Origin of the sequence: Brevibacterium sp. S22 (assembly GCF_004745485.1) — a bacterium.
Classification (GTDB): Bacteria; Actinomycetota; Actinomycetes; order Actinomycetales; family Brevibacteriaceae; genus Brevibacterium.
The window spans coordinates 117,823-143,455 of the sequence record NZ_RHFG01000006.1; the positions used below are offsets into that span (position 1 = coordinate 117,823).

Annotated in this window: 21 protein-coding genes; 5 read left to right on the top strand and 16 right to left on the bottom strand. The window is 66.1% G+C overall.

Annotated features, from left to right (window positions below; translation table 11 throughout):
- Nucleotides 1–110: 110 nt before the first annotated feature.
- From EB835_RS07935 to dcd, 11 genes are all read right to left on the bottom strand, one after another.
- Complete coding sequence (locus EB835_RS07935) at nt 111–791, bottom strand: hypothetical protein (protein WP_135808929.1); 681 nt, start codon at nt 789–791, stop codon at nt 111–113.
- Between the two features lie 5 nt (nt 792–796).
- A complete protein-coding gene (locus tag EB835_RS07940; RefSeq protein WP_135808930.1) occupies nt 797–2,434 on the bottom strand; it encodes a sensor histidine kinase in 1,638 nt (545 codons plus the stop codon).
- Nucleotides 2,431–3,183 carry a response regulator transcription factor gene (locus EB835_RS07945; RefSeq protein WP_135808931.1) on the bottom strand — a complete coding sequence of 251 codons (753 nt, stop codon included), beginning with the start codon at nt 3,181–3,183 and terminating at the stop codon, nt 2,431–2,433. The genes EB835_RS07940 and EB835_RS07945 overlap by 4 nt, the downstream gene beginning before the upstream one ends.
- Nucleotides 3,173–3,568, bottom strand: a complete 396-nt coding sequence (gene mnhG / locus EB835_RS07950; RefSeq protein ID WP_135808932.1) for a monovalent cation/H(+) antiporter subunit G — start codon at nt 3,566–3,568, stop codon at nt 3,173–3,175. The genes EB835_RS07945 and mnhG overlap by 11 nt, the downstream gene beginning before the upstream one ends.
- On the bottom strand, nt 3,558–4,154 hold the full coding sequence (locus EB835_RS07955) for an MrpF/PhaF family protein (RefSeq protein ID WP_135808933.1): 597 nt from the start codon (nt 4,152–4,154) through the stop codon (nt 3,558–3,560). The genes mnhG and EB835_RS07955 overlap by 11 nt, the downstream gene beginning before the upstream one ends.
- Nucleotides 4,151–4,777: a Na+/H+ antiporter subunit E gene (locus EB835_RS07960; protein ID WP_135808934.1), complete on the bottom strand. Its 627-nt coding sequence runs from the start codon at nt 4,775–4,777 to the stop codon at nt 4,151–4,153. Before EB835_RS07960 ends, EB835_RS07955 begins: the two co-directional genes overlap by 4 nt.
- Nucleotides 4,774–6,357 carry a Na+/H+ antiporter subunit D gene (locus tag EB835_RS07965; protein ID WP_135808935.1) on the bottom strand — a complete coding sequence of 528 codons (1,584 nt, stop codon included), beginning with the start codon at nt 6,355–6,357 and terminating at the stop codon, nt 4,774–4,776. Before EB835_RS07965 ends, EB835_RS07960 begins: the two co-directional genes overlap by 4 nt.
- Entirely contained in the window at nt 6,354–6,989 is a 636-nt protein-coding gene (locus EB835_RS07970; RefSeq protein ID WP_135808936.1) for a Na(+)/H(+) antiporter subunit C, read from the bottom strand. Before EB835_RS07970 ends, EB835_RS07965 begins: the two co-directional genes overlap by 4 nt.
- A complete protein-coding gene (locus EB835_RS07975; RefSeq protein WP_135808937.1) occupies nt 6,986–10,033 on the bottom strand; it encodes a Na+/H+ antiporter subunit A in 3,048 nt (1,015 codons plus the stop codon). The genes EB835_RS07970 and EB835_RS07975 overlap by 4 nt, the downstream gene beginning before the upstream one ends.
- Nucleotides 10,034–10,169: 136 nt before the next feature.
- Nucleotides 10,170–11,378, bottom strand: coding sequence for a hypothetical protein (locus EB835_RS07980; protein WP_240688628.1), 1,209 nt, complete (start codon nt 11,376–11,378; stop codon nt 10,170–10,172).
- Complete coding sequence (dcd, locus tag EB835_RS07985) at nt 11,375–11,953, bottom strand: dCTP deaminase (protein WP_135808938.1); 579 nt, start codon at nt 11,951–11,953, stop codon at nt 11,375–11,377. The genes EB835_RS07980 and dcd overlap by 4 nt, the downstream gene beginning before the upstream one ends.
- A gap of 518 nt (nt 11,954–12,471) precedes the next feature.
- On the opposite strand from dcd, the gene EB835_RS07990 reads away from it, so the two are divergent.
- The 4 genes from EB835_RS07990 to EB835_RS08005 all read left to right on the top strand — a co-directional run bounded on the left by EB835_RS07990 (nt 12,472) and on the right by EB835_RS08005 (nt 17,695).
- Nucleotides 12,472–13,905, top strand: coding sequence for an LPXTG cell wall anchor domain-containing protein (locus EB835_RS07990; protein ID WP_135808939.1), 1,434 nt, complete (start codon nt 12,472–12,474; stop codon nt 13,903–13,905).
- 7 nt (nt 13,906–13,912) lie between these two features.
- Entirely contained in the window at nt 13,913–15,088 is a 1,176-nt protein-coding gene (locus EB835_RS07995; RefSeq protein ID WP_135808940.1) for an ABC transporter, read from the top strand.
- A 63-nt stretch (nt 15,089–15,151) separates the two neighbouring features.
- A complete protein-coding gene (locus tag EB835_RS08000) occupies nt 15,152–16,111 on the top strand; it encodes a hypothetical protein (protein ID WP_135808941.1) in 960 nt (319 codons plus the stop codon).
- A 654-nt stretch (nt 16,112–16,765) separates the two neighbouring features.
- Entirely contained in the window at nt 16,766–17,695 is a 930-nt protein-coding gene (locus EB835_RS08005) for a hypothetical protein (protein WP_135808942.1), read from the top strand.
- A gap of 145 nt (nt 17,696–17,840) precedes the next feature.
- On the opposite strand, the gene EB835_RS08010 is transcribed toward EB835_RS08005, so the two are convergent.
- The 4 genes from EB835_RS08010 to EB835_RS08025 form a co-directional block, all read right to left on the bottom strand.
- Nucleotides 17,841–19,712 (bottom strand): NHL domain-containing thioredoxin family protein, encoded by a 1,872-nt coding sequence (locus EB835_RS08010; protein ID WP_240688633.1) that lies wholly within the window; start codon nt 19,710–19,712, stop codon nt 17,841–17,843.
- 340 nt (nt 19,713–20,052) lie between these two features.
- Nucleotides 20,053–20,850, bottom strand: coding sequence for a heme ABC transporter ATP-binding protein (locus tag EB835_RS08015; protein ID WP_240688629.1), 798 nt, complete (start codon nt 20,848–20,850; stop codon nt 20,053–20,055).
- Nucleotides 20,851–20,855: 5 nt separating this feature from the next.
- Nucleotides 20,856–21,938, bottom strand: a complete 1,083-nt coding sequence (locus tag EB835_RS08020) for a FecCD family ABC transporter permease (protein WP_135808945.1) — start codon at nt 21,936–21,938, stop codon at nt 20,856–20,858.
- 26 nt (nt 21,939–21,964) lie between these two features.
- The gene (locus tag EB835_RS08025; protein WP_135808946.1) at nt 21,965–22,996 is read right to left on the bottom strand and encodes an ABC transporter substrate-binding protein; all 1,032 of its coding nucleotides are present in this window, start codon (nt 22,994–22,996) and stop codon (nt 21,965–21,967) included.
- 258 nt (nt 22,997–23,254) lie between these two features.
- Here EB835_RS08025 and EB835_RS08030 point away from each other — a divergent pair, with 258 nt between their 5' ends.
- On the top strand, nt 23,255–24,583 hold the full coding sequence (locus tag EB835_RS08030; protein ID WP_135808947.1) for an enterochelin esterase domain-containing protein: 1,329 nt from the start codon (nt 23,255–23,257) through the stop codon (nt 24,581–24,583).
- A 151-nt stretch (nt 24,584–24,734) separates the two neighbouring features.
- On the opposite strand, the gene EB835_RS08035 is transcribed toward EB835_RS08030, so the two are convergent.
- Nucleotides 24,735–25,475: a YggS family pyridoxal phosphate-dependent enzyme gene (locus EB835_RS08035; protein WP_135808948.1), complete on the bottom strand. Its 741-nt coding sequence runs from the start codon at nt 25,473–25,475 to the stop codon at nt 24,735–24,737.
- Nucleotides 25,476–25,633 lie beyond the last annotated feature (158 nt).

Below are 25,633 nucleotides of genomic sequence, written 5' to 3' on the forward strand. Positions count from 1 at the left end.
CGCCGAGGTAAGCGGCCGAGGCCTGCCCACGAGTGGCCGGGGCCTGCCCACGGGTGGCCGGCCGGATCCCGAGTGCCCGATGTCCGCATCGCTCGAAGTTCCCCGGGAGATCACCCGAAGCTCGGTGACGGAACCTTCTCACCATCGATCGTCACCGTCGGCAGCATCTTCTTATAGTCTTCCGCCGATTCGGTGTTGTCCTTGAGCGTGCGCATCTCGATGGAGAGATTCACCAGGCGCCCGTTGATCTTGTATCCCGTCTGCACCCCGAAGGCATAAGTGGGTTCGCTGTCGAGAGCGAGGATCTCGGTGGGACCGAGTTCAGCCTGATAGCTCCAGAACTCTCCCGCAGCCAGTGATCCCGTCTGCTCGGCCAGCACCTGTGAGTCCTGCTTGGAGAAGTTGAAGCGCCGTTTCTTATCGACGACTTCCTGAGCGCTGTCACCATATTCGTCGGTGCAGTTGACGAGGATGACGTCCGAACGGGTGCTGCCATCACCACGGCTGAAGAAGTGGAACTGTTCGGTGCTCCCGGAACTCTCCGTCCACTCGTCGCCGAGCGCGAAGCTGAGGTCGACCGGACAGCTGTCGCCGAACGACACCGACGTCCTCGACATTCCTTCGGGGACTCCGGCCTCGGTGGGTTTGCCCGTGGGCTCCGGTCCGGCGGTCTCCTGCACACCGACCCGGACGGGGCCGGCGGACTTGTCCTCGGTGCGGATCTGGAAGACCGAACATCCGCTGAGGAGGATGGTCAGTGCGAGCGCGCCGGCAGCCGTACGCGCGGTCACTGGTCTCACTGCTGGTCATCCTGCCGGCGACGGTACGAGTACCCCGCTTCCGGGCCGTTCTGGTTCGGCTGAGCCTGACCGTTCCCGTTCTGGGGCGGCTGAGCCGGACCATTCCCGTTCTGGGGCGGCTGAGCCTGACCGTTCCCGTTCCTGGGCGGCTGCGCACCGGGATTCGGCTGACTGCCGATCGGGGGCTGCCCGGTGAACTGGGGACCGCTGGAGGGCTGACTGCCCACGGGCGGCGCTCCGAAGTTCGGCTGGCCCGAGTGCGGCTGGCTTCCCACTGGCGGCTGGCTTCCGACTGACGGCTGCGGCCCAGAATTCTGGGGGCCTGAGTTCCGAGGTGGAGATTTCGGTTGGCTGCCCACAGGCGGCTGCCCGAAGTTCGGCCGGACCGAGTTCGGCTGGCTTCCTGCAGGTGCCTGGCTGCCCATCGGCGGCTGACCGTATCCCGGGTTCTGTCCGCCGACGCTCGGTGCCCGCGGCGGCGGTTTGAACTGCGAATGCTGGCCGGAATCCGGCGGGAACCCACCGGAGACGGATTCGCCCGTCCGCCGATTGACCAGGTTGCCGTCGACCCGCTCGAGGCGACGCTTCGACGTCCGTCGCGGGGTGCCGAGGATCCGCCCCTGCAGTTCGGCCTCATTCGGCTGACGCGGCGGCAGGAATCCGGGCGCCTGCCGCGAATCCGCCTGCTGCACCGGCTGGACCGCATGCGAACCGGCGGCGACCCGATCCATATGATCTGACATCTGCGGAACGGTCACGGGTGCGGCATCGGCGAGGACTGGAAGGACCATACGCACCGAGGTGCCCACACCCTCCTGGCTGAAGAGCTGCACTGATCCGCCGTGCCGGGTGACGATGGCACGCACGAGCGACAGCCCCATTCCGGAACCGGCGACCGCACGCACACGAGAGCCGCGAGAGAGCTCGTCCCACACGGCTTCCTGTTCGGTCAGCGGTATTCCGCTGCCCGTATCGGCGACCTCGACGACGACCCAGCGGTGTCCGTCGATGATCTGCTCATTGGCGCGCAGTTCGACGACCTCGGCCTGAGACGAGTATTTGAGGGCATTGCCCAGCAGATTGAGGATCGCGGTGAGCAGCAGATCCTCTTCACCGGCGACATCGGGCAGTCGCCACGGAGCGCGAGCCACAGTGGCCACGATCATCCGATCCTCGGCACCCGGCGCAGTCGAGGCATCCTCGACTGCCTGGTGGATGAGCGCATCGAGGTCGACGCGTGCGTATTCGATGATGCGGGTCTCGACATCGGCCAGCTTGCGCAGATCAGCCAGCAGACGGGCGACCCGGCGTGAGGACACGTCGACCTGTTTGGCAGCTGGCTCCACCTCGCTCAGGGTGCCGCCGTCACGAACGACCTCGCGGATGCTCGCCGCCGAAGTGCGCAGCGCAGTCAGCGGGTTCTTCAGCTCATGGTCGAGTCGGATGAGCATCCGATTGCGCTTCGTCATCGAGTCCTCGGCCGCGTCCGTCTCGATCGTTTCCCGCAGCGCGGCCTCGCGCCTCTTCAGGTATCGCCAGGCGAACCAGGCGCCGACGGCCAGACCGCCGAGCACGATGACCAGCAGCAGGAGAAACAGCCAGATCTGGATCTCGAAGACAAGGAAGTTCGTCATAGACGGCTCAGCCCGTCCTCGCCGCGGACCTCACCGACGAAGCGGTATCCGCGCCCCTGCACGGTCGCGATCCACCGCGGTTCGGCTGCGTCTTCGCCGAGCACGCGACGCAGTTCGGCCACGCGGGAGTCGACGGCGCGGGTTCCCACGGCCTCCTCGAATCCCCACAGCACCTCGAGCAGACGGGAGCGTTCGATGAGCTCCTCCTTGTGCACCATGAGGTACTCGAGCAGGGTGAAGCCCTTCGGGGTGATGACGAGCTCCCGCTGCCCCAACCAGGCGCGGCGTCCGACACGGTCGACGCGCAGGCCGAAGCTGGACACCAGCACCGGAGCCGTGGCCAGGGGCGGCCCGTCATTGCGGGTGCGGCGCAGCACGGCCCGGATGCGAGCGACGAGCTCGTGCGGGTCGAAGGGCTTATTGAGATAGTCGTCGGCGCCCTCTTCGAGGGCCATCGCCCGCTCGACCCCTTCGCCGACCTGGGTCAGCAGCAGCACCGGGACCCAGTTCTCCTCCTGCCGCAGTCGGCGCAGGACCTGCCGTCCGTCTGCTCCGGGCATGAGGACGTCGAGGACGCACACGTCGGGCCTGTGACGGTGGATCTCATCGAGGGCGAGCAGTCCGTCACTGGCGGGCAGCACCCGGAATCCGGAGCGTTCGAGGAACGGCACGACCGCTCCGAGCACGTCCGGCTCATCATCGGCGACTAAGACGAGGGGCTGGGGCTCAGTGTGATTGTCAGCCGTCATGATGGTCTGGTCCGATTCCTCTCTGGCGTTCCCAGGCGATCTCTCTGGCCTCGGCACGGTCGACCGCCTCGGCGAGTTCATCTCGGTACAGCATAGATCGACGCAGGTGTTTGGTGCGATATCCCGCGCGGCCGACCATATGGGTGGCGACGGGGATGGTCACGAGCTGGAAGGAGATGACGATCGCCAGAGTCGTCACCGTCGCCCAGGTCGGGAACTGGATGGCGATCGCCACTGCGATCAGCATCAGGCCCAGCACCTGGGGCTTCGCACTCGCGTGCATCCGTGAGAGGAGGTCGCCGAAGCGGACGAGTCCGATCGCGGCGGCCAGGGACAGAACCGCGCCGAGGAAGATGAGCACTGCCGAGATGATGTCAAGAACCACGACTGTTCCCCTCTCCCTTTTCGGTCGACATGTGTTCGGCGTCATCGGGTCCCGGGTCAGGCCCGGTGCCCTCGCCTTCACCGCCGCTGTCGGCGTGGACGTCATACGTCGGATCCGCGATCTCGGTGACCTCGTCGCTCGGGCGAGCCGCTCGCACCGATGTGGGCTCAGCACGGGGCTGTGCCCGGTCGGCCGCCTCGGCGGAACCTTCGACGGATTCCTCGGCAGAATCCTCAGCGTCCGCGTCACGCGGCATATGCCAATCCGTGTTGGAGAAGTCCGACAGTGCCCCCGCCTCGGCGCCGGGAGTCATCGAATCGGACTTCGACACATACCTCGACACGCTCACCGAACCGACGAAGCCGAGCATCGCGAGCACGATGAGCACGGGCAGCAGATCCGTCCGGTCGGACAGGGCCATGTACCCGCCGAGTCCGCACATGATCGAGGCGAGCACGACGTCGGTGCCGATCATGCGGTCGAGGATCGAGGGACCGCGGACGATGCGGTAGAGAGCAGCGACCACCGAGGCGGCCAGCAGCACCGCACCGGCGATGACGAGCGTGTGGAGGACGATCTCACTCATGATCGGCCCCCTTCGGTCTCATTGAGCGGATCCGGCCTGGCCCGCAGTGCGGCGAGGTCACGGTGCGAACCGAGGGTGCGGATGAGCAGCTCTTCGATGTGATAGACCTGCGCCTTGGCCTTGCGCAGCTTCTCCTCCGAATCGCAGTCGAGGAAGTGCAGGTACAGGATGCCCATCGCGCGGTCGCTGTCGATGATGATCGACCCGGGGATGAGGCTGGCGGTATCGGCGATGAGGGTGAGCACGAGGTCCGAGCTCGTGCGCAGATCGCAGGCGATGACAGACCCGGCTCCGACCGCTCGGCGGCGGAACGCGTACCAGGCGACCTCGACGGAGGCGTAGAGCACCGAGTAGAGGAACCACAGACCGAACACCGTCGCATGCCAGACGTTGAACCGTCCGGAGAGCACGATGGGCGGAAGGTAGAACACACGTGTGACGGTGAAGGCCAGCACGATTCCGGAGACCACGGTGAGCACCGTGACCGAATCCCACAGCATCAGCCACAGCAGAACCAGCGAGATCAGCAGCACGAGCTGCTGGATGATTCCGCGGCCCCGGCTCATCCGCGCGCGGTTGGGCGCCGGTGCCCGATTCTGTCCCTGCGCACGGTTCGGGCTCATGACTCATCACCTCCGAGCACGTTCGTGACGTACTGGATCGGGGTCGAGAGGTTCTCCGCCGCCCGGTTCGACATGTCCCACAGGGGTTCGGCGGCGACCGTGAGGGCGATGGAGGCGATCACCACCACCGAGGTGGCCACCACCATGGCAGGGGGAACTCCGATCTGAGACTTCCACTTCTTCCCCGCCAGCAGCGTCTTCTTCCGCTCCGTGAACTCTTCGACGAGGTCTTCGTTCGGCTCTTCGGCATCGGCCGGATCACGCCAGAACGCGAGGTTGAAGGTACGCCCGATGACGTAGAGGGTGAGCAGACTCGTCACGGTGCCGGCGACGATGAGGACCGTGGGCAGCCAGGCGTGATCGTCGAAACCGGCGAGGAAGAGCGCGACCTTGCCGATGAACCCGGAGAACGGCGGAATTCCGGAGAGGTTGAGAGCCGGGATGAAGAAGGTGATCGTGAGCACCGGCGAGAGCACCATGAGACCGCCCAGCGACCTCGTGGAGGTGGACCCGCCGCGCATCTCGACGAGTCCGATGGCCAGGAACAGTGCGGTCTGGACGATGATGTGGTGGACCGTGTAGTAGATCGCCGCGGACAGACCGATACTCGTCCCCAAGGCCACGCCGAAGAGCATGTAGCCGATATGGGAGACCAAGGTGAAGGACACGATCCTCTTGATCTCCGACTGTGCGATGGCACCGAAGATGCCCACGACCATCGTCAGACCTGCCGCGATGAGCAGCGGCACTCGCAGTGACGATTCTGCGAACAGCAGCGTTTCGGTGCGGATGATCGCGTAGATGCCGACCTTCGTCAGCAGACCGGCGAAGACCGCGGTCACCGGCGCCGGGGCCGTCGGATAGGAGTCTGGAAGCCAGAAGGACAGCGGGAAGATCGCGGCCTTGATGCCGAAGCCCAGCAGCAGCAGGACGTGGAGGATCATCTGCACATCGGCTGGCAGAGCCGACAGCCTCTCGGCGAGCTGGGCCATATTCACGGTCCCGGTCGCGGCATAGATGACGCCGATGGCGGCGAGGAAGATCACCGAGGACACCAGCGAGATGATCACATAGGTGACTCCCGCCCGGATCCGCTCCGCCGTGGCACCGAGCGTGAGCAGAACATAGGAGGCGACGAGGAACATCTCGAAGCCGACGTAGAGGTTGAACAGATCGCCCGCGAGGAACGAGTTCGCAATGCCTGCGCACAGCACCAGATAGCTGGGGTTGAACACGGAGATCGGAGTTTCGTTCGAGTCGTCGTTGGCGTCCTGACTCAGTGCGTAGACGAGCACACACAGGGTGACCAGGGAGGACACGATGAGCATGAGCGACGACAGCCGGTCGGCGACGAGCACGATGCCCGCCGGCGGCTGCCAGCCGCCGATCGCCACGACCTGCGGTCCGTGCGCATCGACGCCGAAGAGGATCATCGTGGCGATGACCATGACCGCGAGCAGGATCGCGATCGACACGAAGTTCTGCGCCCGCGTGTGTTTGGACAGGATCAGCGCGATTCCGGCACCGATGAGCGGCAGCAGCACGGGGAGGGGAACGAGCACGGGCAGCAGATCGATCATGCGTCGTCTCCCGGCTGCTTCGCGTCCCGAGCATCGTCGGCGGCCTCGGCCTCCTCGGCACTGTGGGCCTCCGTCTGCGACTCCGCGGCCGCCTCGGCGATGGCATCGGCTTCGGCCGGAGTCGGCGCATCCTCGATGTCCTCGGCGAGGTCCTCCCGCTCTGTGGGGGTGCCGTCGTCGTCGAGGTCGATGGCACCGGTGATCGGGGACTCCGCCTCGTCACCGAACTCGGTGTCATCGTAGTCGGTGCTCGCCTCCGCCTCGGAGTCGATGAGCTTCGTGATCGCCACCTGAAGGTCGGTGTCGTCGTCCTGCAGCGAGTCGGCGCGCATAAGCCTCCAGGATCGGTAGATCATCGCCAACAGGAACGCCGTCACGGAGAAGGTGATGACGATGGCCGTGAGGATGAGCGCATGCGGCAGCGGATCGGACATACCCTCGGTCGACAGGTTCTCTCCGTCTGTCAGGGGCGGAGAGCCACGGCCGGCGGTGAGGATGATGAGCAGGTTCACTCCGTTGCCGAGCAGGATGAAGCCGAGCAGAACGCGGGTCAGCGAGCGTTCGAGCATGAGGTAGATGCCGGCGGCGAAGAGGACGCCCATGGCCAGGACCATGACGAAGGGCACGCTCATAGGCGGCCTCCTTCCGCACCGTTGTCGACGTCGAGTTCATTGACCCGGTCCATGATCTCGGAAACAGCACGGTGTTCGGCAGTGGCGCCGATGTCCTCGGAGAAGTTCACATTGTCGTGGATGCGGCTGGTCAGCATCGTCTCGTCGCGCTCCTGATGCAGGTCGACTTCGGCTCCCAGCGAGCGGAGGATGTCGAGCATGAGGCCGACGACGATGAGGTAGACGCCGATGTCGAAGAACGTCGAGGTGCCGAAGGACAGGTGCCCCAGCAGCGGCAGATCGCCCTCGAGGTAGACGGAGTCGAAGACCGTCTCTCCCCAGACCCAACCGCCGATGACGGTCAGGATCGCGGTGGTCAGGCCGGTGCCCAGCATTCCCGAGGGAGTGAAGGGAGCCGCCTCGGCGAGTTCGTACTTGCCTCCGGCGAGGTAGCGCACGACAAGGGCGAGACCGGCGACGAGGCCGCCGGCGAATCCTCCGCCGGGCTCATTGTGCCCGGCGAAGAGGAGGTAGACGGAGAAGACGAGGACGGCGTGGAAGATCAGACGCGCGGTGACTTCGAGGATGATCGAACGGTTGCGTGGGGCCAGGGTGCGTCCGGCGATGAGCCAGGACACGCGCTTCTGCGACAGCCCCTCCCCACGGCCGGCGTGGTGGAGGTCGACGACGTCCTCGGATACGGGTTGGAAGCGGATTCGGCCGGCCGCCTCGGTGCCGTCCTTCTTCCGCTCGAAACGGTGCAGGTGGCCTTCGCGACCGCGCACGAAGATGAGGCCGGCGACACCGGTGCCTGCGGCCACGAGCACCGAGATCTCGCCCATCGTGTCCCAGGCGCGGATGTCGACGAGGGTGACGTTGACGATGTTCTTGCCGTGGCCGAGTTCGTAGGCGAGCTGCCCGAAGTCGGTGGAGACCGGGTCGCTCATGCGCACACCTGCGGCGATGAGGACGACGAGCATCACGGTGATGCCCACAGCACCGCCGATGATCGCCCGCCAGGCGGGGGTGAGGCGACCGGTGGACTCACCGATGCGCGCCGGCAGACGGCGGAGGACGAGGACGAAGACGACGATCGTGATGGTTTCGACGAGCACCTGGGTCAGGGCCAGGTCGGGAGCGCCGACGAAGGCGAAATAGGCGACCATGGCATAACCGGAGATGCCGGTGACGACGACAGCGGTGAACCGCTTCTTCGCTCGGGTGGCGCCGACCGCGACGATGATGAGGACGGCGGCGACGATGAAGTCCAACGGGGTGTCCCAGAGACGGAAGGTGATGTTCCACGTGTCGTTGGTGATGATCGCCAGACCCATTCCGGCGACGAGGACGAGGTAGACCACGCCCTGGTAGAACGGCAGCGAACCGCGCTGGGTGCGGGCGGTGACCCACAGCGCCAGAGCTTCCATCCAGCCGATGAGCATCCGGTAGAGCTCGTGGAAGTCCAGTCCCGACGGCAGGGTCTGCTGGATCTTCGCGAAGGGACGGCGGAAGATGAACAGGGCGGCGCCTGCGGCGACGGTCACGGCGGTGAATGCGAGTGCCGGTTCGAATCCGTGCCACAGCGCAAGGTGGTAGTGCCCGTCCCCCTCGGCCACGGCCGGAAGCCCGGTCGTCCACGCGGTGAAGTAGCCGTCGAGCAGTCCGACCCCCGGACCGAGCGCCAGGGTCAACGCAGTGAGGATGAGCGGAGAGACGACGAGGGTGAGCTTCTCGTCGCGTCGGGCGATGTCGTCGACTCCCGGCTTCGTGGCGAACGCGCCCCAGACGAAGCGGGCCGAATAGGCGACGGTGAGGATCGAGCCGATCATGATGCCGATGAAGGCGATGACCGAGGCCTTGTCCGGTGAGGACAGGAGGGTCGAGTACGCGGCTTCCTTCGCGGCGAAGCCGAGCAGCGGAGGCAGCCCCGCCATCGAGGCGGCCGCGATCGTCGCGCACACGGCGACGACGGGGAAGGCCTTCCAGCCGCCGGAGAGTTTCGTCAGGTCACGGGTGCCTGCGCGGTGGTCGATGATGCCCACGCACAGGAACAGGCAGGACTTGAACAGGGCATGGGCGATGAGCAGACCCAGGGCTGCTTTCGTGATGTCCGGGGTCCCGAACGAGGCCATGGTGGTGAGGAATCCGAGCTGGGAGACCGTACCGAAGGCCAAGAGCAGCTTGAGATCGGTCTGCTTCAGCGCCTGCCAACCGCCGATGAACATCGTCAGCAGACCGAGGGTGAGCAGTGTCTCCGACCAGCCGGGGACGTTGTTGTAGCCGGGCGCCAGACGCAGGACGAGGTAGATTCCGGCCTTGACCATAGCCGCGGCGTGCAGGTAGGCGCTCACCGGGGTCGGCGCGGCCATGGCGCCGGGCAGCCAGAAGTGGAATGGCATCAGCGCAGACTTCGAGATCGCGCCGACGAGGATGAGGATGACTGCGGAGACGATGACTCCGCCGGTGTCCATCCCCGATTGGGCACGATCGACCAGAGTCGAGATCTGCCCGGTGCCGGTGGCGGTGATGAGCAGGACCATGCCTACGAGCATGGCGAGACCGCCGGCGGTCGTGACGATGAGCGCCTGCAGCGCCGCCTGCCTCGAGCGGCGGCGGGACTGACTGTGCCCGATGAGCAGGTAGGAGAAGACGGTGGTGCCTTCCCAGAACAGGTAGAGCATGAGCAGTTCGTCGGCGACGACGAGTCCGTACATCATCCCGGCGAAGGCCATGAAGATTCCGGCGAACCGGGCCAAACCGGGCTCGTCGGGCGGGAAGTAGCGCGCGCAGTAGACGAAGACGAGGGCTCCGACCCCGGTGACCAGCAGCGTCATGATCCAGGAGAGCACGTCGAGGCGGAAGACTCCGCCGAGGCCGAGCTCGGGCAGCCAGTCGAAGTTCTCGACGAGCGACTGGGCTGCGGGGCCGAAGAGATCGGAGACCGTCGACAGGCTCCACAGGAGTCCGGCGAAGGGGACGAGAGCGAGGAAGAAGAAGGCGTTGCGGCCGAGCAGCCGTACCAGAGGGTAGGCGATGACAGATGCCCCGAAGAAGGCAACTGTCATGACTATCACTGGCGGCCACCTCCGTCATATGCCTGTTTGTGCAAAAGGTTCGTCAGGTCATTTTTGCACGGACAGGTGTCGTTTCCCCAATCGCCGAGTGTGTGCTGAGACGGGTTCTGCCCCGGCATGACACCGATCATGCACGCAGCTGTCGGCTTGTCACGAGGAAGCCGTTCTCGTCGACTCCGATGCCTGCGGACCCGACCAGCAGCTCGGCTCCGATCGCATCGGTCAGCTGAGCCACTTGACCGCGCATCCGCCGGAATCGGCGTCGCTGATTCGGCTGATAGCGCCTCGACTCGGCGTCCATCCAGTGGACATGATATTCGATCTGCGGGGCATCGGTGTGGGCGGCGACGATCGGCGGAACCACCTCGGCTTCCATCACACGGATCTCGAGGCTGCCGGCGGAATCATCGATCTCGCCGAGCGGGACCAGCAGGGCATAGCCGTCGAGGATGACCGGGGCGGAAGGGTCGAAGAGCGGGTCGTCGATGCTCGCCTGGGCCAGCACATCCTCGTCGGGGGTGGGCAGGGCCTGCTGGAAGGCCTGCGGGGCGTGACGGCGTACGAAGTCGAGAGCCACCGGCGGCTCCATCCAGTACGACGAGTAGATGTAGAGGTCGACCTTCGCCTCGGGGTCGGGGATGATCACCCGCGTCGGCAGTCCGGGCTCGTCGGCCAGGCGCACGCCCGTATGGAGACGGGAGGCGACGGAGAGCATGAGGCTGAGCATCCGCTCCTCCTCCCGGTCCGGCATTCCGCTGGGAAAGGCTTCGTGGAGTCCGTCGGCATCGGCGAACCAGTCCGGCGGTGGGGTCGGCTGCCGGTCACGGGGGCAGTCGATGACGATCGCATGCTCAGCCCAGTCGGGTACTTCGAGCGCGGCGGCATCGGCGGGATCGAGGGCGGCCCCCGAGCTCAGCCGGGAGTGCCGGCTCAGTCGCATCTGCCCGTGCTCGTCGAGCACCGGATGGAGATCGGGCAGCTTGTTGTGGATGAGCGCGAGCACATCGGAGACCTCGACGGCCTCATCGAGGAGGATGAGGTGGAAACCTCGCAGATCCGCCGAGGTGGCCGTGTCCTCAGGCGCGGACGCGTCACCGCCGTAGCCGGGTCGTCCCGTCGACGGCATCCCGGTCCGCCGCCGACTCGCGGCGTGGGCCTGGGCGGCAGAAGTCTGGTCGGCCGGGGTCCGGTCGGCCGGGACCTGATAGCCCGCGGCGTCGGCCTGGTGGTCAGGAGTCTGGTCGGCCGGGACCTGATAGCGCGCAGCGTCGGCCTGTGCGCGGGCGGCGCGTTCAGCGGCTTCGCGTTGCAGCCGCAGTTCGCGGCGGGTGATCACATGTCCCTCCGGTAGAAGTTGAGGTGCGAACGGGACGCGGTCGGACCGCGCTGACCCTGGTAGCGGTTGCCGGTGGCCTGGGAACCATAGGGATTCTCTGCCGCGGAGCTGAGCCGGAAGAAGCAGAGCTGGCCGATCTTCATTCCCGGCCACAGGGTGATCGGCAGGGTCGCGACGTTCGACAGCTCCAGGGTGACGTGGCCGCTGAAGCCGGGGTCGATGAATCCGGCCGTCGAATGAGTGAGAAGACCGAGACGCCCGAGCGAGGACTTGCCCTCGAGCCTGGCGGCGACATCGACGGGCAGCGTCACGAGCTCATGGCTGGAGGCGAGGACGAACTCGCCGGGATGGAGGACGAAGGGCTCCCCCGGAGCAGCCTCGACGAAGCGAGTGAGCTCGGGCTGCTCGAGGCTCGGATCGATGACCGCGTATTTGTGGTTGTCGAAGAGCCGGAAATAGCGGTCGAGACACACGTCGACACTGGCCGGCTGGATCAGCGACGGGTCGTAGGGGTCGAGGGCGATGCGCCCGGAGTCGAGCTCGGCGCGGATGTCGCGGTCGGAAAGGAGAGTCACGTCTCCGATGGTAGTCGTTCCGGGCCTCACACGCTCGAGATCTCATGCTTCAGACTCTCGAGAGTTCGCCTCCCATACGCTCGAGACATCGTGTCCCATGCGCTCGAAATACCGTGCTCCACTCGCTCATAGTCTCGTGTCTCACACGCTCGAGACCATATGCGCCGAGCACGCAGAGTCAGCGAATGATTTCGACCGACACGCCGATTCTATGTCACAAACCGATAACGATTTTCCGGAATTCTCCTGATTTTTACCCGTGTGTCTCCCCATAGCGGCGGATGAATGCTTTAGGGTAATGAGCTGTACGGACCCGCGCACGATGGTGCCTTCCCCTTCTTAAGCCAAGGAATGCCGGGAGTCCATCGTCTTTCGTGGGTAGACAACAATCGAAAGGCATTACTGTGAAGACCTCGCGTCTTGTGCTTGCCCCCGCAGTAGCCGTTGCATTGACAGGTCTTGCTGGCGCCCCGGCGTTCGCAGCGACAGAGTCCACCGCTTCGGTCCCTCAGCAACCGGTGTGCGCCCATGAAGATCAGGAGTCATCGAGCGAGTCCGAGTCGGATTCCTCGGTTCCCGACGAGTCGGACCCGCAGGCGACCCTTGCGCAGGCGCAGGTGACCCGCGCCGATATAGCGGATGACAAGAAGGGAATCGGCTTCTCCGGCACTGGTTTCACCGCGGACGAGAAGGCCACGGTGACCGTCGTCGGCACCGATGGCACCGAATACTCGCCGGATAAGAAGCTTACGGTCGACGAGGACGGAAAGGTCTCCGGCACCTACTTCTTCACCGTCACCGACGGCGCTCAGGTACCTGTCGGCAAATACTCTCTCTACCTCACCGACCTGAAGTCCGAGAAGAAGTCTTCCAAGGTCTCCTTCGAGGTCGTCTCCAAGGCCTCCGACGTCGACGACTCCGGCGACGGAGACGACAAGTGCGACTCGGCCACCGGTCCGATCAAGACCCCGGATGAGACTCCTGACGAGTCGGAGACCCCCGAGCCGTCGGAGTCGGAGACCGAGGATCCGACCACCGAGGCGCCCGAGCCGTCGGAGACGGAGACCAAGGACCCGACCACCGAGGCCCCGGAGCCGTCGGAGACGAAGACTGAGGATCCCACCACCAAGGCTCCGAAGCCGAGTCCGTCTGAGACCGACGAGGCTGACGACAAGGCTGATGAGGCTCCCGCCGACGACGTGAAGCCGGGACCGGCCAAGGCCCCGGATGAGGATCCCACCACTGAGGCTCCCAAGCCCACGGAGACCGAGTCCTCCGAGTCCGAGGCTCCGAAGGTCGAGGAGACGGACGAGGCCGACGACGCCGAGGACTCCGACGACGCTGGCCAGACTGACAAGAACCAGCCGGCAGAAGACGGCGCCGAAGGCGACGAGAAGGCTGAGGACAAGGCTCCCGAGTCCACCGGTCCGGTCAGCCCCGGCACCGAGGACAAGAAGCCTGCCGCAGCCGCGCAGGCCTCCATGTTCATCGACCCGACCGAGGTCAGCTCCGAAGACTTCCTGGGCGATGGCATCAAGATCGGCGTCAGCGGTGCTCAGCCCGGTGAGAAGGTCTCTATCACGGTCGAGCATGCTCAGGGCAAGGTCGACCGCTACACGATGTCCAAGGAAGCCGATTCCGAAGGCAAGGTCACGTTCGGTGTCCAGGCCAAGGTCAAGGCCGTGCTCGGCACCTACAACGTGCGTGCCCAGGCCGAGAGCTTCGATGAGCCCCAGGGTGGAAGCTTCACCGTGCTGACCAACGGCACCGCTGTCGACGAAGGCGGAAACGGAAACGGCAGCGGCCAGGACGAGTCGGGCAGCGACCTGCCGCGCACCGGTGCCGAGATGACCGGGCTGGCACTCGGTGTCGGTCTGCTCGCGGTCGGTGCAGCTGCCGTCATCATCACCCGTCGGCGGATGAACGCCTCCGACGATCCCGCGGAGTTCTAAGCTTCCGGTGAACGATGAATTGTCCCTCGCGGGGCTGCAGCTCGACGGACGCGAGATCGACCTAGGACGTCTGCGAGCAGGGACAATGCTCGGTCTCATGGGCAGCCCGGACAGCACCACTTCGGTGGTGCTGTCCGCGGCGGCCCTGCCTCATGTCGCACCACCACCACGCTTCCCGACCGGACGCCGGTCGGGTCGTTTGCGTGTGCGCAGCTGGATGAAGAGCTATCTTCGCGAAGCCGATGCCGGATCTGGGGAGGCGGCATCGGCAGCGGATCCATCGGCTGCGCTGACATCGTTCGGGCTGCGACCCGAAATCCTGCGCCATCGCCTCGAGGACCTCGATGCGACCGATCGTGCCCGACTCGCCCTGGCCGCGGCTTGGGCGAGCGGCGCGAAGTGGCTGACCCTCATCGACCCTTTCGGTTCGGTTCCCGGCCACCTGCGCACCGGACTGCGCAGCCGCTTCGCCGAACTCGTCGTCCAAGAGGGCCGAGGAGTCGTATTCAGCTCGAATTCGCTGACCGACCACACCATCGCCGAGGCGGGGGTGGCAGATATCGAAAAGGACCAGCTCGTCGCTCTCGGCTCCTTGGAGCAGATCGTCACGGAACCGCGTGGTTCACTGCCGGCCGAGCTCAGCGGAGTCAACGTCTATTCCGGACTGGCGCGGAAGGGATGGCTGTCCATCGGCCACTCGGCGGTGCGCGCCCGCACCGAACTCGACGGGAAGGTGTTCGTGACTCTCGGGTGGCGTGCCGCCCTCCTGTCACTGGACGAACACGACCCGGCGTTCACCTCGGCGACGGTGTTCGAAGCCATCGTCACCGGACTGCGCGACCGCGGTTCCTGCCTGCAGGCGAAGCTCTCACCGGTCGACACGGAGATGGGCCTCGCCCTCGACGTCGACCTCGCTGACCTCGCCGGAGTGCCGAGCTGGAGAACTGGGTCAGCGGTCGAGTCGACAGGATCAGGCGCCGCCGCGGATTCGGCTGAGACTTCGACAGCAGCCGCATCCCACACGGCCGAATCCGACACTGACGAGGAGCCTGCCATCGGCTTCGGTGTCCTGCATCCGGGACTCGGCGCGACGATCACCGAACTGCGCGCCAACGTCAGGGTCGGCACGCATGTCTTCGTCGAGGTCGACACCTCTGCCCTGCATGCCTACCCGGTTGAGTGACGCGCGGCAGATACACTGAGACCTGCCCAGTCCCCTTAAGTCCCCAACCGAATCAGGAGCGTCATGCGAACGTCGCGCAGACTTCTGATCTCAGCGCTGACGGTCATCGTCCTCACGGTTGCAGCGGTCCCCCTCCTCAACCTCACCGTCTACACTCCCGCCCGAGCCGCCGAGGCCTATATCTCGGCGATCGAGAACGGCGATGCGCATCGAGCCTTCTCCCACCTGTCCGCGCCGACTCCGTCGTCGACCTTGGGTCTCAGCGACGAAGTGCTCTCCGCGGCGCCCGATCTGCCGCGCGACCCCGAGGCCGAGACCGTCTCCGTCGACGGCGACCATGCCAAGGTCCGCCTCAGCTTCAACCTCTCCTCGCAGGAGCAGACCGTCGATCTCGACATGGTCCGACTGCCTGCCACCGCGGGACTCTTCAACCGGTGGGCCATCGAACAGCAGGAATGGCCGACGCTGACCCTGGACGTCTCCGGTTCGTCGACGGCGACGGTCAACGGGTACGGAGTGAGCACGGGAAGCGTGCCTGTGCTGTTTCCGGCGAGCTACCTCGTCGGGTTCGATGCGACGTATCTGAAGTCCAAATCCCAACGCGCCGAGGTGACCGCACCCGGCGATTCCCCCACCGTGAAGCTCTCGCCCGAGCCCACGGCCAAGCTCGAACAGACTGTGGAGGAGCAGGTCACTGACCATCTGCAGGACTGTATGAAATCGAAGACGCTCATGCCGGCCGGCTGCGTCTTCGGCTACGACACGGACAACGAGATCATCGGCGACGTCTCCTGGTCACTCGAGCGCAGCCCGCAGATCGGACTGACCTCGTCCGGAAACGATCTCGAACTCACTCCCTCGACGGTCGAGGTGCGGGTCACGGGACGCTACCGGGACATCGTCACCGCCGCCGAACACGACTTCGACGAAAAGCTCTCCTTCGTCCTGGGCGGATCGGTCGTCGTCAAGTCCTCGCAGGTGAGCTTCGAACCGCGCCGCCTCGGCGACGTCACCATCGCCTGACGGGGCGGCAGGAGCGACAGGCGCTGCAGGTGCGGCACGAGCGGCGGGAGCCACAATGCGGCGGGTGCTGCAGGTGCGGCGGCGCGGCAGAGCCGGAGGTTCAAGCGCGGCACGAGCGGCAGGAGCCACGGCGCGGCAGGTGCTGCAGATGCGGCAGGAGCCACGGCGCGGCAGGTGCTGCAGATGCGGCAGGAGCGGCACGAGCGGAGGCGCTGCAGATGCGGCGGTGCTGCAGAGCCGGAGTTTCAAGCGCCTCCAGCGTCTCCGTGCCTCCGTCGCCTCCGGGCACTCAGGAAATCAGCTTCCGACTCGATTGTTTGGTCGATCCGCGGCGTTCAGCGAGGCCAGAATCACTGTGGATCGACCAGACAATTCACCGAAGACTCGCCTCTGTCGCGTCTGCGGGAGCCCCACTCCTACGCCGATTCCTGTGGACAGACACCTCTCTCGCGTGGCTTCGTGCTGCGTCCGAGGCACAGGCTCATCAGCACCGGCCTGGCAGAACATCAGCACCGGCCTGGTAGAACATCGGCATCGGCCTGGCAGAACGGGATGCAGCACTCAGACGTCTTCTGCTGTGAACCTGCGAGGAGCTTCCACAGGCGGATTCCTGCTGCTTCCCCTGCCAGCAGCCGGAGGTCCACCATGTCACTCATGCGCAGAACAATTCAGTCACCTGCAGACTTCCAGACGGCCCCCGTCCCTTTCATGAGCAATGAGCTCAAAGCGCGGGGGCTGACAGAGTTCGCTTTGCAGGACGGATCTCGGTTCAGACAGGTCTTCCGCGGCGTCTGGATCGAAACAGACCCCACCACTATGGTTCTCTGTCCTCCATGGGCCGACCGCAGCTGGCTGGAGCAGCAGACCAAGTTTTCGGCGCTCCGCCTCCTGCACCCGAGTGTCTTCGCCAGTTCCCTGACAGCGGCCGTGCTCTACGGGCTGCCGCTGCCCAATCGCGTCATGGATGATCACACCCATGTCATCAGCGACGATACCGGTCTTCGTATCCGCCGAGCGGGTGTGAAACTCCGCCGAAGTACGGGCTTCGACAGCACTCGCTTCTACGAACTGCCGGTCATCTCCGCCACTGACCTGTTCTTCGAACTCGCCCCGCTGCTCAGCCACAAGGAACTGGTCGCAGCGGGCGACGCTGCCATCAGCCGTCGGAACAGCGGACCGCTCACCAGTCTCGGCCTTCTTCGCGCTCATGCCGAGGCCAGCAGCTACCTCCGGGCGCGGAAGACGGCGGAGCGAGCGCTGGCGCTGATTCGCGAGTCGGTCGACTCTCCTCGCGAGACGTGGCTGAGGCTGTGGATCATCGACAATGGCTTCCCAGAGCCCGTCGTCCATCCGTCAGTAGATTGCACGCTCGTTTCGGCGACTCTGCATCCCGACCTCGGATACCCCGATATCAAGCTCGCCATCGAATACGAAGGTGACCACCACAGGACTTCGTCCCTCCAGTTCGGTGTGGACATCGAGCGCCGTCAGCTGCTGGAGGCTGAGGGGTGGGTGGTCCTTCGTGTCTCGAAGCGCACCGACATGGTGACTTTCAAGCAGCTGCTCGCGTCTTACCTCGGTTGATCGCCTCGCCGGGGAGTCTCCATTGCCGCAGTCCTGCACCAGACGCTCGTCGGCGCCGCGTCTTCAGCGAATTGTCTGGTCGATCCACCGCGTTTTCCATCGGCCGAGCGCGGTGGATCGCCCAAACAATCGCTGACAGCAGGTCTCAGGCGCCACGGAGGTCGAGGTTGAGGTCGTCCGGTGCCGAGTCCACGAGGTCGACGGGGATGCCCCAGTCCTGCTGGTAGAGGTGGCAGGCGGCGTGCAGTGGGATCTCTCCCCCGGGCTCGCCATCGCAGGCAGCGGCCCGCGCAGTCACGTGCAGCACTCCCTCGTTGAGCTCAGGGTTGATGACGATATCGCGACTCAGCCCCTCGGCTCCGCCCTCACCGGAGACGATGAGCTCTGGCGGTGTCGCGGACACCTGCAGGAACGTCGGGTCGCCCCACCGGTCGTCGAGCTTCTGACCTGCGGGAACAGTGAAGTTCACGGTCAGCGACACCGGACCTGAGGCGATCTCGGTCGATGGGCGCTTCGTCGTCAGTGCGCCTTCGTCGACCCTCTGTGCATCCTTGGGCAGCTTCACCCGGGTCAGCGCGTGCGCGGCGGACTCCACGACGAGGAGTTCGGCTTCGCCTGCGATCTGTGTGGGTGTCTCGTCGGCGGCGCCCGATGCGGAGTCGACGACGAGGATGTCCGAGGGTTCGCGCAGGCCGCGCGCCAGAGTCGTGACTTCCTCGGTCGTCGGGTCGAAGCGGCGGATCGCACCGTTGTAGGTGTCTGCGATCGCAATCGATCCATCGGGCAGGGTGCGCACACCCAGCGGGTGCTGCAGGCGCGCCTCGGCGGCTGGTCCATCACGGAAGCCGAAGTCGAAGAGTCCGACCCCCACCAGCGTGGAGACCTCGCCGGTGGCAGGGTCGAGGCGACGGATCGCTGAGGTCTCGGAATCGGCGACGAACACCTCCCCCTCGGGTCCGAGGTCGAGACCGGAGGACTGGGCGAACCACGCAGTCTCTCCGTCGCCGTCGACCAGGCCTTCGTTCATCGTGCCCGACAGGATCCGGATCGTACCGTCCTTCGGATCGAATGACCAGATGGTGTGGTTGCCTGCCATCGCCACGACCACCTCGGCGGTGGAGGGGACGAAGAGGACATCCCACGGCGAGGACAGCTTCACATCGCGCGCGGGTCCGTCGTATCGTCCCAGCTCACCGGGCTTGCCGCGGACATTGTCGATGGCGCCGACCATGTGCTGCTGACCGGTGCCGGCGATCGTCGTGACCGTTTCGGCCTCGAGGTCGATCCCGCGCAGGGTGTGGTTGACGGTGTCAGCGACGACGAGCTGGTAGCCGACTTCGGCTGCCAGGTCGGCAGGCAGCACAGTGATGCCGCCGGGTTCGCTGAAGCTCGCCGAGGCGAAGTCGCCGTCATCGGATCCGCGAACGCCTGTGCCGATGCGGCGGATGATCGTGGCCGCATCGTCGTCGTATTCGACGAGGCTGTGGTGTCCGGAATCGGCGACGATGAGGTGGCCCGAGGGCAGGCGCGTGGCCTTGCCGGGGTAGAACAGGTCGGTCTCCGGGGCCGGTGGAGGGACGTAGGGTCCGTCGCCGGAATGGAGGGTGCCCTTGGCCGAGTGCTCTTCGATGAGACCTTCGATGATCTCGGTGAGTCCGGCCGCATGGCCCTCGCCGGACATGGTGGCCACGAGGTAGCCCTCGGGGTCGATGACGGCCAGCGTCGGCCAGGCGCGGGCGGTGTAGGCCTGCCAGGTGACGAGGTCGGGGTCGTCGAGGACGAGGTGTTCGACCTGGTAGCGCTCCACGGCCTGATCGACGGCCTCGACGGTGCGTTCGAACTCGAACTTCGGCGAGTGGACGCCGATGATGACGAGCTCACGCGCGTACTTCTCCTCCAGCGGGCGCAGCTCGTCGAGGACGTGGAGGCAGTTGATGCAGCAGAATGTCCAGAAGTCGAGCAGGACGACCTTTCCCCGCAGATCGGCCAAGGTCAGGTCCTTGCCGCCGGAGTTCATCCACCGACGACCGATGAGTTCAGGCGCACGGACCTTGATGTCCCGCGCCGAGGATGAGGATGCGACCGTCGCCGAGGTGGCCGCAGGCTCAGCGGCGGGAGCGGGGACGGTGGATTCTTCCGGGCTGGTGTTCATGCCTCAATGATCGCAGATCCTCATGCCTTGCGGCCGGGCCGGTGTCATGATGTGACCGGCCCCTCGTCCCTGTGGTCACGCGGGAGCCTGCGTTCGCACGGGGAGTCTGCGTGCGGGCGGCAGCCATCGCGCGGGGCAGCCGCACGGAGTCTGCGTGCGAACGGCAGTCGGCAGGCGGGCAGTGTGCGCTCACGCGCAGGAGCAGTCACACCGGGATGAGGATCGGGTGGTCGATTCCCTCCGGCTGCACACGGCGCACGGACTGCCCGTAGACCACCTCGACGAGGGATTCCGTCAGTGCCTGAGCGGGTTTGCCGTCGGCGACGAGCCTCCCGCCTCCGAATACGAGGACACGGTCGGAGTAGCGCAGAGCGAGATTGAGGTCGTGGAGGACGACGACGATAGCGGCCCCATCACCGCGCAGCTGGCGCACCGATCTCAAGAGAGATTCCTGATGCTTGAGGTCGAGAGCGGCGGTGGGTTCGTCGAGGAAGACGATCGGGGTGGTCTGCACCTTCGTCCGCGCAAAGGACACCCGTGCGGCCTCTCCGCCGGAGAGCGTCGTGATGTCACGGGCCTCGAAGCCGCGGAGATCGCCGTCGGCGATCGCCTCGGCGACGAGCGCAGCATCACGGTCGGCGTCGACATCCCAGGGCAGGCGTCCCATCTGCACGGCTTCATCGACGCTGAAGGCGAAGTTCGAGCTGTTGTGCTGGAGCATCACCGACCGGATGCGAGCCAACGGTCCGGATTTCCACTTCCCCACCTCGGTGCCGGCGATCTCCACCGACCCACGCGACGGGGGCACGTCCCCGGCCAACAGCGAGAGCATCGTCGATTTGCCGGCGCCGTTGGGTCCGACGAGGGCGACGACCTCACCCCCGTGCAGGTCGAAGGAGACCTCGGAGACGAGTTCCCGACCGTCGACGGCGAAGGTCACCTCATGGGCGCGCACCACCGCCTCGGCGGGAGTCTGACTGGTCTGATCCGTGCTCTCTGGCACCTCTCTCACCATGAGCTCTTCCTCATCCGCACGACCAGGAACAGGAAGAAGGGCGCCCCGACGGCGGCCGTGAAGAGACCGATCGGAACCTCGGAAGGCGGGGCCACGACGCGGGAGGCGCAGTCGGCGGCGACGATGAGGATTGCGCCGGCGATCGCCGAGATCGGCAGCAGACCGCGATGACCCGGGCCGATGACGATGCGCACGATGTGCGGGACGACGAGGCCGACGAAGCCGATGGCGCCGGCGAAGGCCACGGCCGCGCCGGTGAGCAGCGCGGTGGCGATGATGATGATCAGCCGGCTGCGTTTGACGTTGAGCCCGAGGTGCTGGGCTTCGCGCTCGCCGAGGGTGAGCACATCGAGGGTGCGGGCGTTGAGCAGCACGATGACGAGGCCCGCGACGAAGACGGGCAGGGTCGCCCAGAACTGCGGCCAGATCACCTTCGCCAGCGACCCCATCTGCCAGAACGTCAGGGTCTGGAGCTGTTGGTCATCGGCGATGAAGGTGAAGAATCCCGTCAGCGCCTGGCAACCGGACCCGACCGCGATGCCGACGAGCAGCATCCGCGAGGTCCCGGTGTTCCGCCCGGGGCGCGCGAGGACGTAGATGAGTCCGGTCACCGCCAGGCCCGCGAGGAACGCCCCCAGCGGCAGGAGCCAAGTGATGCTGCCGCCGGCGAGCACGATGACGCCGACAGCACCGGCCGAGGCTCCGCCGCTGACGCCGATGATGCCCGGATCGGCCAGAGGATTGTTGAACAGGCTCTGCAGCGCGGCTCCGGAGATCGCGAGCGCGGCTCCGACGAGCACGCCCATGAGGACGCGGGGAATGCGCAGCTGCCACACCACGGAGACGTCGCGCTGGCTCATCCCTGAACCGTCGCCCAGTCCCAACTGCGTCCAGACGATGCGGGTGACGTCGCCGAGCGGAATCCGCAGCGGTCCGACCGAGGCAGAGACGACCATGAGCAGGACGAGGACCGCGAGTCCGACGACCACACAGGTCAGCAGCGGAAGTCTCCTGATGCTGTGCCGTCTCTCCGCCTTCGCTGCGGCCCTGCTCGTCGCCGGTGCCGACACTGGCATCTGGGATTGGTTGAGGACCTTCGATGTCACGAGAGCTGCGCGACCGCCTCGGCGAGGGCCTGCGCACCGACCCCGATCTCAGGGCTCGAGTACTTCAGCTGGGCGTCGGGCATGACGAAGATCGACGAGTTCTGGCCGGCAGGAGTCTGGTCGAGCGTCGGGAACGCCTTCCACAGGCCGTCTTCGCCGCCCCACTTCTCGTAGTCCGATTCGGCCATGACGATGACGTCCGGCGCCGAGGCGACGATGCCCTCATTGCTGAACTCGCGGGAGTACCCGCGCAGCTTGGATTCGGCGCCCACACTCGTGTAGCCGAGGGTTTCGATCATCTCGTTGCCGGGGGTTCCGGTGCCGGCAACCGCATTCTGACCGCCCGCACCGGTGGCCGTGACCTCGATGATCGAGAGATTCTTCGACCCGGTCTCCTCGGCCGTCTTCGCCGCGTCGGCGAGCTGGTCGTCGACCGTCTTCGCGAGCTCCACTCCGGCATCCTTCGCACCGACGTACTCGGCGACGGCCTTGAGCTTCTCACCCTGCGACTGCTGGTCGTCCATGACGACCGCGTCGGTCCCGGCGTCGCGGAACTGTCCGGCCACATCGCCGTGGCGTTTGACGTTGTCGCCGATGAAGAGCGAGCCGTCCATCGCCAGCAGACCCTCGACGCCGGTGCTCTTGCCGAATTCGAAGTGCTCCGGGGCGTCCTTGGCTTCGGGAGAGACGGCGTCCTCGGGAGCGGCCGCGATCTTGTCGGCCAGGCCGAGCGCACCCAGCGTCGATGCGACGCCGTCACCGGCGACGATGATCTTGTCGATGTCCTTGACCTCGACGTCGGTGCCGGTGCCGTCTTCGACCTCGCCGGGCAGCTTCGGCTTCGCTTCGATCGCGGAGAAGTCGCTCTTCCCTGAGATCTGCTTCCAGCCCTCCGGAAGCGGCACGGAGAGTTCGGAACCCGAGCCCTGGTCGGAAGCGGAGTCATCCGCGACTCCGGAGGTCGACCCTCCGCATCCGACGAGTGCCAAGGCGCAGGCGGCGCCGATGAACGGCAGGACTTTTCTCATAGCTCTCCTAGAGGCGGTGCGGCGGCCGAGGGGCTGCGGCCGAAGTCGACGTGGCGTTCGAGGTCGGCGGGCCGGAATTCTCTCCGGCTGATTGGTGAGCCTAACCTAATCGCATAGACTAGCAATGCTGTCAGTCGGCTTGTCCAATTGACTTGTCCGACTGTCCGATATGCGATATTCCTCGCCCGTGGTGGGACTCTGTGCCTCGCTGCGGGACGAGGCCTGTCGCCTCACCATCCGACCTGCAAGGATCACGACGTGCGCTTCATCGACATCCTGGATGACTTCTCCGCTTCTGCCGCCGAGGAGTCCGGCAGTGCGGGCGATCACGAACGCCGGTTCTGGGATGAGATCACCATGCGGGGCACGCCTCTGGTCGACCCGTGCCCCGCGGATCCGGATCTGCGTGATGTCACATTTCTCTATCGGGCCGCCGATGCGCAGGTCCGCAGCGTCCGGCTCGTGGCGAACCGGGTCACCGACAAGGATCGGCAGGCAGCGGGCATCATGTCCCGAGTCCCGGGCACCGGCATCTGGGGTGTGACGCTGCGCCTTCCGGCCGCCCTGCGCTGCTCGTACGGCTTCAGTCCCTCATATGAGGAGGTCGCCCCGCCCCTGGGCGGTCCGGGTCGGCCGGGGCCCCCTGTGCTCGTCGACCCGTTCAACCCCGATCCTCCGCTCACCCGACCGGATCAGCCAGGTACCGGTGAGGGCTCATCTGTGTTCTCCGGACCGCTCGCTTCCGATCACAGCATGTGGCGGCTCGGCGGGACGCGAGTCGCTTCCGCTTCGCGGGGCGCTGTCACGGGCACTCCCGTCGAGACCGGTGGGACCCGCCTCGGCGAGGATCCCGGGGTACATCTCGCTGCGCCGACCCTTATGATCTCGGCCGACCGTGAGATCGGCGGCGGGACATACCCGGTGCGGGCGTCTCTGCCGAGTACACCCGCGGCCGGAATCCTCGTTCTCTTCGACGGCAGGCAGTGGTTCGACCACCTCGGCGTCGAACTGGCCGTGGAGGCCGCCGGGCTTCCCGGACTCATCGTCATCGGCATCGGCACATACACGACGGCCGAGCGGATACTCACCCTGGCCGGCAACGAACAGTTCCTTCGCAGCGTCGCCGCAGACCTCGTTCCCGAAATCGAAGCCGAAGCGGCCGTGTGGGGCTCCGCACTGCCCGCGGGCGCGCGTCGGATCATCGGCGGGCAGAGCCTCGGCGGCCTCGCGGCCCTGCACATGACTCAGACGTGTCCAGGGGCTTTCGACACGGTACTCGCCCACTCCCCCTCGCTGTGGTGGAGCCCCGGTGGGACCGCGACTCCGGCGGACCTGGCGAGCATCGATGGGGACGACTGGACCACCAGACGGTTTCTGGAACCGGGTGTCGGAGCGGGCACCCAGGAGTTCCATCTCGCCGTGGGCCGCCGGGAGGGACCCATGGTCGACCGTGCCCGTCGGCTGACCGAGGTGCTCGACGGTCTCGGGCACTCCAGTTCGCTGTCGGTCTACGAAGGTGGGCACGACTTCGCCTGCTGGCGCGGAGCGCTCATCGACGGACTCCGGGCGGTGTTCGCACAGGCGTGAGAAGGGGCAGGACTTCACAGTCGGCTCCTCGCAGGTGCGCGCGTCGCAGGTGGCCGCTCGTCGGGCGGAGGCGTCGCCGGCGGGCGTGCCAGCTCAGGCCGGGTGCGCCTCACGAGCAGTCGCGGGCAGGGTCGCCTCGGTCGCCTGCGGCTCAGGAGTAGTCGCGGGCGCCGAAGATGCTCGATCCGACGCGGACCGTCGTCGCACCTTCGGCGATGGCGAGCTCGAAGTCATTGCTCATGCCCATCGACAGCTCAGTCGCCTCGGCGGGCATGACCCCGGATCCACGCAGCTTCTCGCTGAGTCCGCGCAGGTCGGAGTAGCTGGGGCGGATCTCTTCGGGGCTGCTGCCGGGCAGGCCGATGGTCATGAGCCCGCGCAGTCGCATTCTGCCGAGTTCACGGGTTGCTGTGATGAGCTCCTCGGCGTCTTCGGGGTCGACGCCGAATTTCGAGTCCTCGCGGGAGGTGTTGACTTGGATGAAGTAGTCGACGGTCTCGTTGAGGACATCGAGGCGATTGTTGATCTTCTCGGCGAGCGCGAGGTTGTCGACGGACTGGATGCACTGCGCATGACGCAGGGTGTGGTTGACCTTGTTGCGCTGCAGGGGCCCGATGAGATGTGTTTCGGGGTTGAGGTCGGTGAGCGCCTCGGCCTTGCCGACGATCTCCTGCACCTTGTTCTCGCCGATGAGGGTGAACCCGTGCTCGAGGGCGACGCGGATCTTCTCTGCCGGCTGCGTCTTCGTGGCCAGCAGCACGCGCACATCGTCACTGCTGCGACCGCTCGACTCGGCGGCGGCACGGGAACGGTCGGCCACCTCGTCGAGGTTGCCGGTGATGGCGGAGATGTCATCAGGGGTCAGGGAGGAAGGCGAATCAGGCGTACTCATGCCTCCAGTCTTACATGAGCCACGGGAAGTTTCAGGTCACCGAGGATGCCTGGACAGCCGGGCCCTCGGACTCTGAGATGGCGGGTTCAGGCGGCGGGGCCCTGACCCCTCGGCCGGTCAAGTGCCTGACCTGTCGGTCGGCCGGTTCCCAGGCCTGT